This window comes from Pseudoduganella sp. HUAS MS19, assembly GCF_053615455.1.
Genome location: NZ_CM132133.1, coordinates 2,411,491 through 2,428,776 on the forward strand (window position 1 = coordinate 2,411,491; position 17,286 = coordinate 2,428,776).

Consider the following 17,286-nt stretch of genomic DNA (forward strand, 5'->3'; position numbering starts at 1 on the left):
GCGTGCCGGTCATCTCAACTCTCCCCACAGAGACCGGTATCCCCTCGCTGCTGCCGTTTTTAGCCGACCAGCGAGGCGGTCACTCCACCTGTTCCCCTCAGTCGGAGAGGAAGGCTTTATCGTCAGGTGGCATGTGCTCAGCCGACGACGGTGACAATAGAGTATATGGAGATGGAAGGGGGCATGTTCGATGTTTCTCAAGAATATATTTCGTGGAGAGCATTTTGACGCCGCTATGCGCCTTGCCGACGTTCCTTATTGGTAATGAAAAAACAACAACAAATTGTTGCCTTGCTGCAACAGCACGTATACAGTGAAATTCGCACTTTGCAAAGCGACCAATATGCATTGATTGACCTGCACCGAGACACGTGATTATATTGGCTTTCATACTTCAGTATATTGCCTGGCATGAAATGCGACCATTAGAAAACCTCGGCCATTTGAAACAAGATTCACTTCCGGCTTGGCTCAGCGAAGTTAAGAAAACAAATCAAAGTCTTGCAACGGAACGAGCCAGTAATGCATTGATGAATGCGGCCACATTAAGAGAGAAAAATGTCGCTGGACAAGAATTGATAGCGGCTATCTTATCTGCCATCGCCCAAGATATGGCACTCATTAACTAATAGGAGCGCTAATTATGCCGGTATCCTGTGATGACCGCGTGCCGATGCTATTAGAGAAACTTGGTTTCACTGAAATCGGTCCCATGAGTGGAGGTGTCTATCACCTCGAAAACAAGCTCAGCAAAGGAAGCGCTTCTGCAGAGTACATTGCGCTTTTGTATTCACCAGCGCCGATTAGTTCAGAGACAAAATTAATACAACTCTTTGTGCAGCGTGTACCTGACCCGCTGCCAATAGATATGACTCCTACTCAAATTCAAATTCATTGGCAGAACTTGGATGCTCGCCGTCTGGAAGAATCGGGTCTGGAGCCGATAACAATAGACTTGCCAACGGATGAGCAATGGAACCAGTTGCCGATGGTGGAGTACGTCCGACCAAGTGAAACCCGGCGTATCCGTCATTGCGTACAGCTGCCTACTGGAGATGTTGTTTGTTACAACTAACCTTTTGTCACAGATACTGATTTCCCGCCTTTTGTGAGGTCTTGACCATGGACGACTTTAGCTTTTCTGCCGATGATGGATGCTCTTGCTCATCATCCTACACTTCTCCTGTTTTAGACCATTACGCAGAGTCATACAACTTTGCCACCTCCGACCTGACTGCAATCGCCATACGCCATAATCGGGAGCTCCTAGAGAGCCTTCACAGGGACGCGGACGAAGCTGCTTGTTCGAAAGGAATAGGAGCAAGCGCGCCACCGCGCTACGAGTCGTTAGCTATTTCAACTTCTTTTAGCAAATCCGCGCCGTATGAACCCGATGCACCAGATGCATACTTGGCCGCAAAGGCGCGCGGACAAAAATACTACAGCCTGCCAGGTCAACCTCAGAGCTGGCGCTGGCCTTTTGCTTCACCAGGCGGGAAGTATGACTCAAATTGGTGGCGGATATTCCACAATGCAGACTCACAGTCGATGGAACTGGCTAACGAGCTTGGTTACGTTGGAGCGCGCGATGCCGATGGATGGATTCGTCCGACCCGATTGGAACTCCTGCGCATGGGCTTCTGGAAGGCGCAGCGCTATGCTGGCGCTTACGCAGAGTTCGCTGAGGAATATGGCCTAAGAATTCCGAAGTGGGTACAGATACTTCGAACTGCGCGGAGAGGCGAGCCCAGGTCGTCTTGGTAGCACGCTAGCGCGCCTATACTGCTACATCAGGCCAGTGTAAAGCCAGTGATTCTCTCCCCGGGCCTTCTCCTGTTGCCGCCGACCGAAAATTGACCCACTTTGAGGGCTGATGCCGACTGAAAATTGACCCAGGTGTTCTACTACTCCCGCCTATTTTTTGGGCAGGAGATAATAAGGTGATCACCATGGAAATGTTAGGTAAAGTTCGACGGATGTACCTGCGCGACAAGCTGTCGCTGCACGAGATCGCGAAGCGCACGGGCCTGTCCCGCAACACGCTGCGCAAATGGCTACGCAAGCCGGAAGACGCGCCACCGCCGCGCTATCGGCGAGAATCGGCACCCACCAAGCTGAGCGAGTTCCACGCCACACTGGAGCAGGCGCTCAAAGCTGACACCCACCGCAACAAGCAGAACCGGCGTACCGGGAAAGCGCTGTTCGCCCAACTCAGGGCCGAAGGCTACGTCGGCAGTTACAGCCGGGTTACCGACTTCATCCGGGAATGGCGTGGCCGCGAAGGCAAGGCGGCAGAGGCTTTCGTCCCGCTCAGCTTCGAGCTGGGCGAAGCGTTTCAGTTCGACTGGAGCGAGGAAGGCATGGTGGTCGGCGGCATCTACCGGCGTCTGCAGGTGTCGCACATGAAGCTGTGCGCCAGCCGCGCCTTCTGGCTGGTGGCCTACCCCAGTCAGGGACACGAGATGCTCTTCGACGCCCACACCCGCTCGTTCACAGCGCTGGGCGGCGTGGCCCGGCGCGGCATCTACGACAACATGAAGACGGCGGTCGACAAGGTCCAGAAAGGCAAGGGCCGCGTGGTCAACACGCGCTTCACCGTCATGTGCGCGCACTACCTGTTTGAGCCCGATTTCTGCAACGTGGCCTCAGGCTGGGAAAAGGGCGTAGTGGAGAAGAACGTGCAGGATAGCCGGCGCCGGATCTGGATCGAAGCCCAAGACCGCCAGTTCGCTTCCCTCGCTGAATTGAACGCTTGGCTCGGAGAGCGCTGCCGGACGCTGTGGGGAGAATTGCAGCACCCGGAGTACGAGGCGCTGAGCGTGGCCGACATGCTGGAACAGGAGCAGGCCCACCTGATGCCCATGCCCACGCCGTTCGACGGCTACGTGGAAAAGGCGGCGCGGGTGTCGTCCACCTGCCTGGTCACCGTGCACCGCAACCGTTATTCAGTGCCGTGCGAGCTGGCCGGGCAGATGGTGAGCACAAGGCTGTACCCGACCCGCGTGTGCGTGGTGGCCGGCGATGCGCTGGTCGCCACCCATGAACGCATCGTCGATCGCAAGCAGGTGTGCTACGACTGGCAGCACTACATCCCGCTAGTGCAGCGCAAGCCCGGTGCGTTGCGCAACGGCGCCCCCTTTGCCGACATGCCCGCGCCGCTGCAGCGGCTGCGGCAAGGCTTGCTGCGCCACGCCGGCGGCGACCGGCTCATGGCGCAGGTGCTGGCGGCCGTGCCCGGCGCCGGCCTGCCGGCAGTGCTGGTGGCGGTGGAGCTGGTGATCGAGTCCGGCGTGCTCAGTGTCGAGCACGTCGAGAATGTGCTGGCCCGCCTGAGTGCCGCCCCGCCGCCGGCACATGCCGAGACCAGCCTGGTATTGAAGGAGGCGCCGGTAGCCAACACCAGCCGCTATGACAGCCTGCGCGAGACGGCTGGCAGCAGCGCGGAGGTGAACCATGCGTGACCTGATCAAGGAATTGAAGGGCCTGCGCCTGCACGGCATGGCCGACGCTTGGACCGATCTGGTGGCGCAAGGAGAGCACGCCGTGTCGTCGTCCAAATGGCTGATTGAGCACCTGCTGCGCGCCGAGCACACGGACCGCGCCATGCGTTCGGTGAACCATCAGATGAACGCCGCCAAATTCCCCGTGCACCGCGACTTGGCCGGCTTCGACTTCGCGGCATCCAGGGTCGATGAGGCCCTGGTGCGGCAACTGGCCACGCTGGCCTTCACCGATACGGCGCAGAACGCAGTGTTCATCGGTGGCCCCGGCACCGGCAAGACGCATTTGGCGACGGCCATCGCGGTGGCGGGCATTGCCTCAATGGGCAAGCGGGTGCGCTTCTACTCGACGGTCGATCTGGTCAATGCGTTGGAGCGCGAGAAGCGGGAAGGCAAGGCCGGTCGGCTGACACAGTCGTTGATGCGGATCGACCTGGTCATCCTCGACGAACTGGGGTATCTGCCGTTCAGCCAGGCCGGCGGCGCGCTGCTGTTCCACCTGCTCTCGAAGCTGTACGAACATACCAGCGTGGCCATCACGACGAATCTGAGCTTTGCTGAATGGTCCGCCGTGTTCGGCGACGCTAAGATGACCACGGCGCTGCTAGACCGGCTGACGCACCACTGCCACATCGTGGAGACTGGCAACGACTCCTACCGCTTCCAGCACAGCAGTATGGCGGCCAAGGGGCGGATCAAGGCGCGGGAGCAAAAACAGAAGGCCGGGAAGGCGGACTTTCCGGTGTAGCTTTGAAGACAGGATGTATAACGATATAAATCGTTTACTCCGTTAATTAACTATTGAACTGACTAAGGGGGGATTCACGGCGGGCTGCGCCCACCGCGAATCCCCCCTGTCTTTGGTACACTTATCCACAGACGCCGGCTCCCAAAGCAGCGTCCCGCCCTGGGTCAAAATTCAATCGGCAGGGTGGGTCAAAATTCAGTCGGCGCCAACATTCTCCTCCAAACCGCGTGCGTCGCGGCTCTCATGCCCTTTCTCCGGTGCCGATAATCTGCATGTGAGCTCCATGTGCTGATGAATGCACTGACTCATAGGCCAAATCGTACAAGGGCAGCGGAGAGTGGAGGCCGGGCGGCGAGCAATTCTCCCGGTCTTCCCCATTCATCTAACTTAGCTGTAGCTTCTCTGGCACGCGCAATATAAGTGCAGGTTTCATCGCTGTGCTAGCCATCCCGCCAAGCTCTTCCCCATTGAGTATCCAGAAGCGCAACCAGGTGAGAGTCGACCGCTGGACGTCCATCAAGCCATTCGGCGAACGGTTTAGGTAGCTTGATGCCGCCGTATTGAATCCTTTGAACCCAAGGCAAGATTGTGGCCGGGTCAAATCCGTCGCCATACAAACGGTCACTCGATACCTCCAAAAACAGCCTCTTGTCAGCATCGCTAGGCAACGTACGCCCGCTATAAAATTGGCCCAAACCTGGGGGCCACGGCTCAACTAACTGGGCTTGGCGCATACACCGTTCAAGCGTATGCCTGAAGCTATGATTGCCAAACCCCTTGCCGTAACCGAGCGAATCCCTTACCCATCGCAGAAAACTCTGCTCATATGAACGTCCCCACAGTGGCGCCAGACTCGAGCGCTCTGGAAGCGCAGAAGGAAACAGGGGGGCAGACAGTCCGTGGCGCCTCGAAAGTTCAAGGAAATCTAGGAACCCGAGCTCAATCAATTTCGGATGAACAGGAACCTGCCTACGAGTCGCTTCATTCTTCAGTCGTCGCGTCGGAAGTGCATTGTTATTCTTATCCTCATCATCCTTATCTTCATCATTCTCATCGCTATCAGTGTCTTCCACCTGGATTGCCATTAACAGATGGCCCGCCTTGAGCCCGAAGTCGCTTACGCGAAGCTGCATCGTCTCGCGAACCCGTAGGCCGTGGTACACGCTGATTAAGGGAGCCCAGTAACGGGCACCTAAGTCCCACTTCATCTTCCCACGCCAGTTTGTTGCGTCCGGATTAAACCAGTCGGATTCAAGAAGGCCGTTGAGTTGTTCGACTTCATACGCCTTCCGTGGCTTCTTCCTTTTCTGCTCCTCAGCCGCTTTTATTTTTGGCATCAAGTCCAGCTCTCCTGCTGGATTTCTGCTACAAAGATTCTTGAGTTTTGCAATGCCAAACGCATCCTTTAAACCAGCACGAACTTTCGGTAAATATCCCATACTCCAGGGTTTTTGCTCTGCGTACAGGCGGCTGTTGAAAAATTCGTAGATGTCGTTCTCGGAGACATCCTCTAGCGCCTTATTGTGGCAGAAGTCGACAAGTGCGACCCACCATGAAAGTTTTGTTGTCTGGGTCTTTCGGGGAGCCGTGGAGAGTCTTTCCTGATAAAGCGGAGTGATATCGGAAAGTCTGTGGACTTTCTTTTGTTTGGCCTTGGTGCTTGGAATATTGAGTTGCCAAACCGCTTGTAGTGGCTCACCCGGTGGGATATTTGGCTCAGCAAATTGTCCATCTTGACGTGCAGCCAGGACCCGGCAGCCTTCTTGAACGGCGCGTAAGAAATCATAGGTGAGGGCCTGCATGTCTTCGCCCGATTCGTCAATCAGCACGTAACCCCGCCAAAGTGCTAGCCCTGTGACTGTTGGGATAAACGCTGAAACATCGCCCATTGCTATTGCGTTCTTCAACTGCGCGGTCACCTCAGCCAATTCACCATTAAAGGCGCTCATCTCCGCTTCGCTCATCCATCTATGACCGAGGCGACGGGCTTCGGCCTCTTCAGCTAATGGTTGCAGATGCAGGACAGCCAGCTGATTTGCCAAGCCGACAGTTGCGGCAGGGAGCCGCTTTGGAGCAGGTTTATTGCGGAGATAAGCTTCCAGCGCCGACTCTTCAGACAAATGCTGCTCGAGCAGCAGTCTCTTTGCTTCGAAGAGTTTCGTGGTGTAGGCCTCAAGTTCGGACCACTGCAGCCTTATAGCTCTAGGGTCGCCGGTGAGCTGCTTCTTGATTTCGGTCTGGCCGACGAGCTTTTGCAGCTCTTTGGGGACAACCTTGCGGTACTTGTAACCGCCCGATTTCTTCTTTACGAGATTTGGAAGCTTTGAAAGTATCACATCAACCTCTTCGGTTGACGTCGGACGCTTCTTGTTTGTACCAGTCATTTGTACCAGGCGTTGCAAAAACTCAGCAATATTAAGCCAAATTATACGCCTAGAGCATTCTGGCGGAAGCGGTGAGATTCGAACTCACGAACGGGATTAACCGTCGGCAGTTTTCAAGACTGCTGCCTTCAACCACTCGGCCACGCTTCCGGAGTGCCGCATTATACAGAAATCATTGCACGCGGGCCAAACATTCCGCGCAGGCGGCCGGGGAGGGCGCTGCCAGGCATTAGCGGACGCGTCGCGTAGTCTCCCGCACCACCAGCTCCACCGGCGGGATGGTGCCTTCGACATCTTCGCCGTTGATCAGGCCCAGCATGGACTGGACGGCCGTCTGGCCGATCACGTACAGCGGCTGGCGGATAGTGGTCAGGGGCGGTGTGGTGTAGGAGGAGCCGGGCAGGTCGTCGAAGCCGACCAGCGATACATCGTCCGGCACGCGGATGCCTTTGCGGTAGAGGAAAAGCCGGGCGCCGTATGCCGTCTGGTCATTGACTGCGAACACCGCGGTGAAAGGATGATTGCTGTCGAACAGGCGGTTCATCGCCATCAGGCCACCGGCTTCCTGCAGGTCGCCTTCCACCACCAGGGCAGGATCGAAAGGGATATCGGCTTCCTTCAACGCGCGCTTGTAGCCGGCCAGGCGTTCAACCGAATCGCGGTTCTCGACCGGCCCCGCCAGATGGGCGATGCGGCGGTGGCCCATCTCGATCAGGTGGCGCACGGCCAGCCAGGCGCCGTGTTCATTATCGAGCGCAAAGCCGATGGCGCGGTTGGTGCGCAGCACGCGGCCCAGCGAAACCACAGGCCGCTGTGCCGCGAAGCTTAGCACTGCGGCATCGGTCATGCGGCCGGTCAGCAGGATGATGCCGTCCACTTTGCGCGCCAGCAGCAGGCGGATGCGCTCCGCTTCTTCGTCGGCATTCCAGTGACCGCTGACGATCACCGAGGCGTAGCCTGTGCCTTTCAGCCCATCGTCCACGCCATGCAGGATCTCGTCGAAGAAGGGCGAGGCGATATCCTGCACCACGATCCCGATCGTCATCGTGCGTCCGTGCTTCAGGCTTTGCGCCATCTGGTTCGGTGCAAAATTCAGTTCGCTGATCGCGGCCTGCACGGCTTGCCGTTTTTCGTCGGCTACCTTGGCGGTGCCGTTCAGGATGCGCGATACGGTGCTGGGGGAAACGCCGGCGCGGCGGGCGACGTCGGTCAGCGTGGCAGGCGAGGGGGCGTTGGTGTGGTCGTTCAAGGAGTTTCTCGTTATGAAAAGCTTTTCAGGTGGAGATTACCATAGAACCCGGCAGCAACCGGCGCTCAGGGGCCGGCTGTTGCACGAATGGTATGAAAATCGTTTCTGAAAGCGTTTTCATGACGGCATAACTGGGCTATGAAGGCGCGGTGGTCGGGCAGGTCGGCCACCGCGCGCGCTGAAACAGCGGCGATGTTGGCGAATTCCCGGCGCGCCGCTTCAGCCATCGATTCCAGGCCGGGCAGCTGCGGCATCGCCTGCGGGAAGCCCATGCCATACAGGACGTACTGCCAACTGGCGGGCGGATACATCTCGAAGTCGGTTGCGAAGTCCATGCGCTGCGGCGGGCGGCAGCGCCACATGGCGAGCTTGTCGCGCAGGCTGGCGGTCCAGCTGGCGGGGGCGCAATTATCGATCCAGAACTGCTCGCGGCGTTGGCTCAGGCAGTAATGCAGCTTGATGAAGTCCACGATGCGGGCATAGCGCTCACGCATGAACTGGTTGAAGTGGCGTGCCAGCGGCGCCATTTCGCCATTGTGCGGGAACAGGGCGCCCAGCATGTGCACCGCCGTTTCCACCAGGCCGATGCCGGATGCTTCCAGCGGTTCGAGGAAGCCGCCAGCCAGGCCGATCGCCACGCAATTGCCGATCCATTGCTGCTCGCGGTAGCCGACGCGCATGGGGATCTTGCGTACGTTCAGTCCTTCGGCGGCGGGCCCAGCGTAGCCGCGCAATATCAGTTCGGCGCGCTCATCGCTGGTATGCCGGCTCGAATACACGTAGCCGATGCCGCGCCGTTCCTGCAGGCCGATGTCCCAGGTCCAGCCCGCTTCGTGCGCGGTGGAGATGGTGGCGGAGGCGATCGGCGCATCGTGCGCCGCGTGGGGTATCTGCACGGCCAGCGCCGTATCGCAGAGCAGGACGTCGCCCACGCTGCGGAACGGTGAGCCGAGCGCGCCGCCAATCAACAGGGCGCGGAAGCCCGAGCAGTCGATATACAGGTCAGCGGTGAGCGCGCCGTGCTCGCGCGTCTCCACGCTGGCAATGGCGCCGGTGAGGTCGAGCTGGACGCCTTCGACGTGGTCCTGCACATGGCGCACGCCAAGCTTGCGGGCATGCCGGGCCAGCAGTGCGGCAAAGCGGACGGCGTCGAAGTGGTAGGCGTAGTTCATCGGGCCGTTGTAGTCGCTGTCGCCGATGCGTTTCGGCGCGCGTTGCGCATCGACTACGCGCTTTTGCATGGTGACCGCTTCGGCGAAAGGGGTGTCGCCTGCCATGCCTTGCAGCCAGTAAGGCAGCAGTTCCGGCGCACCTGGGCGCTGGCTCGGTATGGAGAAGGGGTGGAAATAGTGATCGTCGCCGTGCCGCCAGTTGCGGAAGGTGATGCCTTGTTTGAAGGTGGCGCTCGATTCGCGCACGAATTCCGCCTCCGGGATGCCGAGCGCCGCGAGCGTCGCGCGCAGGGAAGGGAAACTGCCTTCGCCGACGCCGATGGCACCGATTTCAGGCGCTTCCACCAGGGTGATCTCCTTGCTGTCGCCGAACATCCTGGCCAGGTAGGCAGCGCACAGCCAGCCTGCGCTGCCGCCGCCGACGATGAGTATCCGCCGTATTGGAATCGGTACCATTCTGCTCGTCTCCTTAAAAAATCTGTTGACTTTTTATTTTTTGAAAATGTACCATGAAAACGTTTTCAAGAAATAAGAAATCGTTTTCACAACAACTACCGGAGACAACATGAAGTTTTCTGCAATCCAGATCGGGGTGCTGGCCCTGGTCGCGTCCGCGAACAGCGCCACCGCGCAGCAAGCCCCTGCCGCGCCGGCCGCCAATGCCGAATCCACCGTCGTGCCAGAAGTGCTGATCACGGCGACCAAACGCACCACCTCCCTGCAAAAGACGCCGGTGGCCGTTACCGCCCTGGATGCAGCGGCGCTCGAAGACGCGCACGTGCAAACCATCCAGGACGTGACCAACCTGGTGCCAAGCTTCCAGGCCACCGGCCAGGGCGACCACGGCGTCATCACCATGACCATGCGCGGCATCGGTAACGACTCCGCCAAGACCGAATATGCTGATCCGGAAGTGGCCTTCTTCGTGGACGGCATCTACTCGCCGCGCCCGGAAGGCGCCACCGCGCTGCTGTTCGACGTGGAGGCGATCGAAGTCCTGCGCGGCCCGCAAGGCACGCTGTGGGGCCGCAACTCCACCGTCGGCGCGGTCAATATGCAGACCGTCAAGCCCAAGCTGAAGGAATTCTCGGGCAGTGTTTCCGGCGGCATCGGCGATTACGCCCGCCTCGGCGCCCGTGCAGCCTTGAACGTGCCGACCGGCGACAACTCCGCCCTGCGCGTGGCCGTGATCCACGAAGAGCACGACGGCTACGTGAAATACCAGACCTTCCCGAACATTTCGATCGCGGACCAGCAGGCGGCCTACCTGGCGGGCGGCGGCGACCCGGCCAGGTTCCAGCCGATTAACCCGAACAACTACGTCGTCAACGGGCCGCGCTACAACGCACAAAACCAGAGCGGCATACGCGTAAGCTGGCTGTACCAGCCGACCGATCGCCTGAAGTGGAATATCTCCTACGAACGCTTCCAGGACCGTGGCACCCCAAGCATGAACTTGATGCAGACCCCGCGCGCGGGCCAGGATGAGTGGTCGGCCCTGATCGACACCGCGCCATTCCTGCACCGTAATGTGAACACCTTCCGCAGCCGCGTCGAGTACGCCGTGAGCCCGGATATGTCGCTGACCTACATCGCTGGCCATTCCAAGTTCTCCGGTTCGTCCACTTATGACCAGGATGGCGGCCGCGTGCTGCCGACCAGCTTCACCACCGGCGGCGATTACCAGGCCAATAACACGGTCTGGTCCAAGTACAAGAGCAACAGCCACGAATTGCAACTGCAATCGGTAGGCCAGAAAGAAGTGGACTGGCAACTTGGCGCTTATTACGCGGCGGAAGACAATGGCATCCGCTTCGACATCCCGATCATGCACGGCACCCAGCAGGGCAGCGTGTCGTGGCAGGGTTCCTTCATCCAGCCGAAGGAAACCGTGGATTCGCGTGCCGTATTCGGCCAGGCCACCTGGAATGTCGGCAGCCTGCACCTGACCGGCGGCTTGCGCTACACCTCGGACAAGCGCACCAATCAGGGCGGCAATGGCTATACCTGGAACTACGACCCGAATGTGCCGCAAGTTCCGCTGAGCCCAAGCATCGATCCCACCAGGCCGGGCCAGGGCTACAACCCAAGCGTGCCTTCCAACGAGGGCCGCTACAAGGGCAACAAGACCACCGGCCTGGCGCGCTTGAGCTACGATGTGGACAAGAACCATATGCTGTACGCCAGCGTGGCGACCGGCTACAAGGCGGGCGGCCTGCAGGACGGCGGCCGTACTTATGACCCGGAGACCCTGACCAACTACGAGATCGGCAGCAAGAGCTCCTTCCTGGGCGGCGCGCTGCGCATCAACAACGCGCTGTACTACGAGGACTTCAAGGACTTCCAGTTCAGCTCTCCGGTCACCAACCCGGACGGTTCGCACACCTTCGTGACCAGCAATGTAGACGGCGCCAAGGTGTGGGGCGTCGAGTCGGAAATCCAGGCCAAGCTGTCGCCGGACGACAAGCTGGCGCTGGCCCTGGCTTATACCCATACCAAGCTGGGTTTCCTGATCGCCGGCTCCAACGACTACGCGCTGCCGTTCTGCCCGGACCTGAACTCGAACTGCCTGAACGTAACCGGCAATATCATGCCGCACGCACCGAAGTTCTCGGCCCACCTGAACTATCAGCACACCTTCCGTATGGCCAATGGCGACACGCTGGTCCCGCGCATTTCGGCGCACTACGAAACGAAGTCGGAGCTGTCGATTTTCAACCTTGGCCCGGAAGACCAGCAAGCTGCCTACACCAAGTTCGACATCGGCCTGCGCTACCAGGGGCCGAAGCAGTTCTGGGTGGATGCCTTCGTGCGTAATGTCGGCGACAAGCGTATCAAGACCAGCGCCATGAACGGCGCCAATGTGTGGGTGGCGCAGTACCTGCCCCCACGCACCATCGGTGTTAACGCGGGTATTGAGTTCTAAGCCCGCCGCAACGCGGCCTGCCTCGTCCCCCGGGGCAGGCCATCCCTGAGTTTTTACCTGCGAAATCAATAATGAAAGACACACGCCTGCCGCCCGATTTTCTCTGGGGCGTAGCCACCAGCGCCTTCCAGATCGAGGGCGCCAACCAGGAGGACGGCAAAGGCCTCTCTATCTGGGACGTTTTCTGCAATACGCCCGGCAAGATCAAGGATGGCAGCGACGGCAGCGTCGCCTGCGATCATTATCATCGCTACCGCGAGGACGTCGACATCATCGACTCCCTCGGTGTCGATGCCTACCGCTTCTCTATTGCCTGGTCCCGTGTGCAGCCGGACGGCAAGGGCGCCTGGAACGAAGCCGGCTTCGATTTTTATGAACGCTTGATCGACGCGCTGCACGAGAAGGGCAAGCAGGCCTATGTCACGCTGTATCACTGGGACCTGCCGCAAGCCTTGCAGGAAGAGGGCGGCTGGCTCAATCGCGCCACCTGCCGGCATTTCGCTGCCTACGCTGCCGAAGTGGCGCGCCGCTTCGGCGACCGCGTGGCCAGTATCGCCACCCATAACGAGCCCTGGTGCACTGCCAATCTTGGTTACGGCAATGGCCAGTTCGCGCCGGGCGTACGCGATGCAAAAGCCGCAGTGCAGGTTTCGCACCACTTGCTGCTGTCGCACGGCATGGCGATGAGCGCCATGCGCGCTGTCGGTTCGAAGGCCAGGCTCGGCATCGTGTTAAACCAGTGGACCGCCGACCCGGCCACGGATACCGACGCCGACCGCGCCCTGGCTGAAATAGAGTACGCGCGTTCGGTACAATGGTTCATGGATCCAATTTTCAAAGGCCATTATCCTGAACTGGCACTGCGCCACCACGGCGCCAATGCGCCGCACGTGGAAGCGGGCGATATGGCCGCAATCCACCAGCCGATCGACTTCCTCGGCGTGAATTATTACTTCCGCGCCTTTTGCAGCGCTGAAGTTCCGCCGCGCACGCCGCCGCTGGAAAACGGCCGCACCGACATGGGCTGGGAAATTTATCCGCAAGGCCTGACCGAATTGCTGCTCAAGCTGAAAGGCGAGTACGCATTGCCGCCGATCTACATCACCGAGAATGGCATGGCCAGCAGCACGCCGGAACATGATGAGGAGCGCATTTCCTTCGTTTCGCGCCACCTCGATGCGCTGGCCGGTGCAATGGAACAGGGCGTCGACGTGCAGGGCTATTTCATGTGGAGCCTGCTCGATAACTTTGAATGGGATTCCGGCTACGCCAAGCGCTTCGGTATCGTTCACGTCGACTACGCCACGCAAAAACGCACGCTGAAAGACAGTGCGCACTGGTACCGCGAGTTCATCAAGGTGCAGCGTTCATGAACCGCTCGCCGCTGCAGTGGGTGCCGAGCGGCTACTTCGCGATGGCGATGGGCTATATGATGCTGACCAGCGTCACATCCATCATGTTCAAGAACCTGGGCATGGACAATGGCCGCGCCGCCCAGTATTCGAGCATGCTGATCCTGGCCTACACCATCAAGCCGCTGTTCGCACCGGTGGTGGAAATGTACCGCACCAAGAAATTCTTCGTGCTGGTCACCCAGTTGCTGCTGGGCCTGGGCTTTGGCGCGGTAGCCCTGGTCATGGGCATGCCGGGCGCGATGGCGTTGATGATGGTGCTGTTCTGGATCATGTCCTTTATCGGCGCCACCATGGATATTGCCAGCGACGGGGTGTACGTCACCTCGCTTAGTTCGCGCAGCCAGTCGCTGTATTGCGGCGTGCAGAGCCTGAGCTGGAATATCGGTCCGGTGGTGGCCTCCGGCGTGCTGGTCTACCTGAGCGGCCGCCTGCATTCGGACTACGGCATGGACTGGCTGGGCGCATGGCGCATCGTTTTCGTCGCCGTGGCGATCCTGCTGCTGGCGATCACTGCCTGGCATTGGCGCGTCATGCCGGATGGCGCTCGTGCTGCCGACACGCCGGAAAACCTGGGGCAGGCGGCCTTCATCCTGCGCGACGCCTTCAAGACCTTCTTTGAAAAGCGCGGCGTGTGGACCATGGTGGCCTTCGCGCTGCTGTACCGCGTGTCGATCGGCCTGCTGGAAAAGATCGGCCCCTTCTTCATGGTCGACCCGGTTGCGAAGGGTGGGCTGGGCATGTCGAACGAGTTGCTGGGCATCGTGTACGGCACCTATGGCCTGCTGGCCGTCCTGGCCGGCTCCCTGATCGGCGGCTGGTACGTGGCCAGGCGCGGCTTGAAGCCGGTGCTGTTCACCTTGTGCTGCGTGCTGAACATCCCGATCGCCACTTTCCTGCTGATGGCGATCTACCAGCCCTCCAACCTGTGGCTGATAGGCGCCGGTGTAGTGATCGAGAAGTTCTCCTTCGGCTTCGGCTCGGTGGGCTTCATGATCTACCTGATGCAGCAGCTGGCGCCCGGCAAATACACCACGACGCACTACGCCTTCGGCACTGGCCTGATGGGGATGTGCGGCATGTTGACCGGCATGGCCAGCGGCCACCTGCAGGAAGCCATGGGCTATGTCAGCTACTTCTGGCTGGTGATGGCAGCGACCGTGCCATCCTTCATCGTCACCTGGTACGCGCCGTTCCACCATGAAGAAGCGCGGGCCGTCGCCGCACCCGATGATCAACTGCAGTGTAAGGCTGGCTGACGCTTGCCGTCGCGGGCGCCGATGACGTCACGGATGGCGGTGACCACCACTTCGGGATTTGCCTGCTGCATCTGGTGATCTGAGTCGACGATCACCTTGCAGGCTTTCGGGTACATATTCTTGACCATGCTGCGGGTCTGCTCGTCGTTGTTCACCGTACCCAGGTCGACTGCCACGGCGCCGGCCGACTTGGGCACGTTAAACAGGCGCACAACGGGGATTTCGTCGTTCCACGGCATCGCCAGCATGGCCTGGCCGGTGCTGTTGATCTGGTCGACTTCGGCCTCCATTGCGGAATTCAGGAAAACGTACTTGGCCATGCGCGTCATCAGGGGAAATTCCTCCGGCTTCTTGATGATGCCGGGGTAGATCGAATCGACCAGCACGACACCCTGGACTTCCTGCGGGTAGGCGCGCGCATACATTTGCATATACAGGCCGCCGAGGGAATGCCCGACCAGGGTGTAGGGCGGCTGCAAGCCTTGCTGGCGCAGCAGCTGGCGCAATTCTTCAACCACGGTTTTGCCGTCGCGCGGCGTTGTTGGCTTGTCGCTCTTGCCGTAGCCGGGGCGGTTGTAGGCGAACACGGTCGCTTCCTTGCCCACTTCCTGGATCACCTTGTCCCATTTATCGAGGGTGATGCGCGAACCATTTTCGAAAACCACGGTGGCTGGGGCACCTGGCTTGGCGATCTTCAGGACTTCGATCTTATGGCCGGCGAAGTCCTGCAACACGGCTTCGGCGTGCACGTGGGCGCTGGCCAGCGCCAGTGCCAGCACGGGCAGGGTAGAACGGGGCAATGGCATGTAAATCTCCAGGTTTGATAACGGAGGCGATTCTGGCTGCTGCGCCGGCTAGCTACCCGGAGATTGCGACGAGTTGTCAAAAATGATGCATGAATTGCGCAATTACCGGCACGAGGGCTAGAATAAAAGTCACCACTTTGAGGGAACCGCCATGACGCCACTCCTGTTCGCACTGCCCGGCAATGAAGCAACGACAGCGCAAATTGCGGCGTTGTCAGGGTGGGAACAGGGGAGTTTGCAGGTACGGCGCTTCCCGGACGGCGAATCCTACGTGCGCTACCACTCCGACGTAAAAGGACGCCAGGTGGTCCTGGTCTGCACCCTGGACCGGCCGGATGACCGCTTCATGCCCTTGTACTTTGCAGCGTGCATCGCACGCGACCTGGGGGCCGCCAGCGTCGGCCTGGTCGCCCCTTACCTGGCTTATATGCGGCACGATGCCATCTTCAACCCAGGCGAGGGCATCACCTCCGCACATTTCGCGCGTCTGGTGTCTGGCGTATTCCACTGGATGGTAACCATCGACCCGCACCTGCACCGCCATCACGACCTGGCGGAAATCTATACCATCCCAACCCGCGTGTTGCATGCCGCGCCGGCCATCTCGCAATGGATTGCGGCCAATGTGCCGCAGCCGCTGGTGATCGGCCCGGACGCGGAGAGCGAGCAATGGGCGGCCGAGGTCGCGCGCGGCGCCGGCTGCCCCTGCATCATGCTGGAAAAGGTGCGCCGGGGTGACCATGATGTGGAAGTCTCGGTCCCGGACACCGAACGCTGGCTGCACCACACTCCTGTCATCGTTGACGATATCGCATCCACCGCCCGCACCATGATTGCCGCCGCAGGCCATGTGCGCAGGGCCGGCTTGCCGCCGCCAGTGTGCGTCGCGGTCCATCCTTTATTCGCCGGCAGCGCCTTCGAAGACTTGCAAGCCTCCGGGGTAGCCCGCACCGCGAGCTGCGACACCGTGCCGCACAGCAGCAACGCCATTCCTGTAGCATCCATGCTGGTGCCTGCCCTGACAGACATGACACGAGGCGCAGCCTAGGCTATATTCCTGCCTATGTGGAATTGGATTCGTAATTGGTATCGCAAGCTGCGCATGCCCGCAGCGTATCGCGCTTACGAGCGCAGGCTGCGTGCCGCCCATGAGGAAGAGGCGCGCAAGAAGTTTTCTACCGTGCGCTACGAGGCGCGCCTGCTGGCCGCCAACAAGGCGATGGAGGAGCGTGCCCAGCGCCGCTTCGACATGCCGGTCGCCAAACTCCAGCTCGAAGTGGTGGCCCTGGAGAAGCAGCTCGAGTCCTGCCTAGCCCAGTTAGGCAATTTCGAACGCCCTTTCCGCGACGAATACGAAGTGCTGGAAGCGGAAATGGCCCTGCTGGGCGAGCGCCGCCGCAACGCCTACGCGGCCAAGGACAGCAAAGCCATCGACGAAGTCAACGCGGAGATCGCCGAACTGCAAAAGCGCACCAACGCCGTGCGCGGCGACCTGGCGGTGCAGACCGACCTGCGCGACCAGGGCCTGACGCCGGAGAAGCTGCGCCGCACCGTGCAGCGTTGCGAAGGCCGGCTGCAAACCATCAAGGACGAGCAGGAGCGGATCCAGCGCGAACGCGCCAGTTACATGAACCACTCGGCCGACCGCGCCGAGATCGATGCGATCGAACGCGAGATGCTGGCGCTGGAACGCAAGCATGTCCAGTTCCTGCGCGACTTCGACTCGCCTGCCGAACGCCGCCGCCGCGAACGCGCCCACGAACAAACCTGGCTCAACGGCGCCTAATCGCTGCTCCTTTAATCTGCATCAACCCCGGGCCTGTTCCCGCC

13 protein-coding genes and 1 tRNA gene are annotated in these 17,286 nt (G+C 60.0%); 9 read left to right on the forward strand and 5 right to left on the reverse strand.

Annotated elements, in window-relative coordinates:
- Positions 1-380 precede the first annotated feature (380 nt).
- The 4 genes from ACWBU6_RS11020 to istB all read left to right on the forward strand — a co-directional run bounded on the left by ACWBU6_RS11020 (position 381) and on the right by istB (position 4,248).
- The gene (locus ACWBU6_RS11020; protein ID WP_452648833.1) at positions 381-629 is read left to right on the forward strand and encodes a hypothetical protein; all 249 of its coding nucleotides are present in this window, start codon (positions 381-383) and stop codon (positions 627-629) included.
- 14 nt (positions 630-643) lie between these two features.
- Positions 644-1,075, forward strand: coding sequence for a hypothetical protein (locus tag ACWBU6_RS11025; RefSeq protein WP_452648834.1), 432 nt, complete (start codon positions 644-646; stop codon positions 1,073-1,075).
- Between the two features lie 874 nt (positions 1,076-1,949).
- Positions 1,950-3,461 (forward strand): IS21 family transposase, encoded by a 1,512-nt coding sequence (istA, locus tag ACWBU6_RS11030; RefSeq protein ID WP_452644063.1) that lies wholly within the window; start codon positions 1,950-1,952, stop codon positions 3,459-3,461.
- Positions 3,454-4,248, forward strand: coding sequence for an IS21-like element helper ATPase IstB (istB, locus tag ACWBU6_RS11035; protein WP_452644064.1), 795 nt, complete (start codon positions 3,454-3,456; stop codon positions 4,246-4,248). The genes istA and istB overlap by 8 nt, the downstream gene beginning before the upstream one ends.
- A gap of 440 nt (positions 4,249-4,688) precedes the next feature.
- Here the strand turns inward: istB and ACWBU6_RS11040 are convergent, their stop codons facing one another.
- The 4 genes from ACWBU6_RS11040 to ACWBU6_RS11055 all read right to left on the reverse strand — a co-directional run bounded on the left by ACWBU6_RS11040 (position 4,689) and on the right by ACWBU6_RS11055 (position 9,509).
- Positions 4,689-6,650, reverse strand: a complete 1,962-nt coding sequence (locus ACWBU6_RS11040) for a hypothetical protein (protein WP_452648835.1) — start codon at positions 6,648-6,650, stop codon at positions 4,689-4,691.
- A gap of 42 nt (positions 6,651-6,692) precedes the next feature.
- Positions 6,693-6,782, reverse strand: a tRNA-Ser gene (locus ACWBU6_RS11045).
- 79 nt (positions 6,783-6,861) lie between these two features.
- Complete coding sequence (locus ACWBU6_RS11050) at positions 6,862-7,881, reverse strand: LacI family DNA-binding transcriptional regulator (RefSeq protein ID WP_452648836.1); 1,020 nt, start codon at positions 7,879-7,881, stop codon at positions 6,862-6,864.
- Positions 7,882-7,946: 65 nt separating this feature from the next.
- Positions 7,947-9,509, reverse strand: coding sequence for a tryptophan halogenase family protein (locus ACWBU6_RS11055; protein WP_452648837.1), 1,563 nt, complete (start codon positions 9,507-9,509; stop codon positions 7,947-7,949).
- A 109-nt stretch (positions 9,510-9,618) separates the two neighbouring features.
- Here ACWBU6_RS11055 and ACWBU6_RS11060 point away from each other — a divergent pair, with 109 nt between their 5' ends.
- The 3 genes from ACWBU6_RS11060 (at position 9,619) to ACWBU6_RS11070 (ending at position 14,650) form a co-directional block, all read left to right on the forward strand.
- Positions 9,619-11,979, forward strand: a complete 2,361-nt coding sequence (locus tag ACWBU6_RS11060; RefSeq protein WP_452648838.1) for a TonB-dependent receptor — start codon at positions 9,619-9,621, stop codon at positions 11,977-11,979.
- A 71-nt stretch (positions 11,980-12,050) separates the two neighbouring features.
- The gene (locus ACWBU6_RS11065; protein WP_452648839.1) at positions 12,051-13,352 is read left to right on the forward strand and encodes a GH1 family beta-glucosidase; all 1,302 of its coding nucleotides are present in this window, start codon (positions 12,051-12,053) and stop codon (positions 13,350-13,352) included.
- A complete protein-coding gene (locus ACWBU6_RS11070; protein WP_452648840.1) occupies positions 13,349-14,650 on the forward strand; it encodes an MFS transporter in 1,302 nt (433 codons plus the stop codon). Before ACWBU6_RS11065 ends, ACWBU6_RS11070 begins: the two co-directional genes overlap by 4 nt.
- On the opposite strand, the gene ACWBU6_RS11075 is transcribed toward ACWBU6_RS11070, so the two are convergent.
- Entirely contained in the window at positions 14,626-15,456 is an 831-nt protein-coding gene (locus ACWBU6_RS11075) for an alpha/beta fold hydrolase (protein WP_452648841.1), read from the reverse strand. The two genes, ACWBU6_RS11070 and ACWBU6_RS11075, sit on opposite strands and share 25 nt — an antisense overlap.
- A gap of 151 nt (positions 15,457-15,607) precedes the next feature.
- On the opposite strand from ACWBU6_RS11075, the gene ACWBU6_RS11080 reads away from it, so the two are divergent.
- Both ACWBU6_RS11080 and ACWBU6_RS11085 read left to right on the forward strand, forming a co-directional pair.
- Positions 15,608-16,504, forward strand: coding sequence for a ribose-phosphate pyrophosphokinase (locus ACWBU6_RS11080; protein WP_452648842.1), 897 nt, complete (start codon positions 15,608-15,610; stop codon positions 16,502-16,504).
- Between the two features lie 54 nt (positions 16,505-16,558).
- Entirely contained in the window at positions 16,559-17,242 is a 684-nt protein-coding gene (locus ACWBU6_RS11085) for a hypothetical protein (protein ID WP_452648843.1), read from the forward strand.
- Positions 17,243-17,286: the final 44 nt, after the last annotated feature.

What these genes read in the sequence shown, in the direction of transcription:
- ACWBU6_RS11025 (WP_452648834.1), top strand. Translation starts at nt 644, where the DNA reads ATGCCGGTATCCTGTGATGACCGCGTGCCGATGCTATTAGAGAAACTT.
- istA (WP_452644063.1), top strand. Translation starts at nt 1,950, where the DNA reads ATGGAAATGTTAGGTAAAGTTCGACGGATGTACCTGCGCGACAAGCTG.
- istB (WP_452644064.1), top strand. Translation starts at nt 3,454, where the DNA reads ATGCGTGACCTGATCAAGGAATTGAAGGGCCTGCGCCTGCACGGCATG.
- ACWBU6_RS11055 (WP_452648837.1), bottom strand. Translation starts at nt 9,509, where the DNA reads ATGGTACCGATTCCAATACGGCGGATACTCATCGTCGGCGGCGGCAGC.
- ACWBU6_RS11060 (WP_452648838.1), top strand. Translation starts at nt 9,619, where the DNA reads ATGAAGTTTTCTGCAATCCAGATCGGGGTGCTGGCCCTGGTCGCGTCC.
- ACWBU6_RS11065 (WP_452648839.1), top strand. Translation starts at nt 12,051, where the DNA reads ATGAAAGACACACGCCTGCCGCCCGATTTTCTCTGGGGCGTAGCCACC.
- ACWBU6_RS11070 (WP_452648840.1), top strand. Translation starts at nt 13,349, where the DNA reads ATGAACCGCTCGCCGCTGCAGTGGGTGCCGAGCGGCTACTTCGCGATG.
- ACWBU6_RS11075 (WP_452648841.1), bottom strand. Translation starts at nt 15,456, where the DNA reads ATGCCATTGCCCCGTTCTACCCTGCCCGTGCTGGCACTGGCGCTGGCC.
- ACWBU6_RS11080 (WP_452648842.1), top strand. Translation starts at nt 15,608, where the DNA reads ATGACGCCACTCCTGTTCGCACTGCCCGGCAATGAAGCAACGACAGCG.
- ACWBU6_RS11085 (WP_452648843.1), top strand. Translation starts at nt 16,559, where the DNA reads ATGCCCGCAGCGTATCGCGCTTACGAGCGCAGGCTGCGTGCCGCCCAT.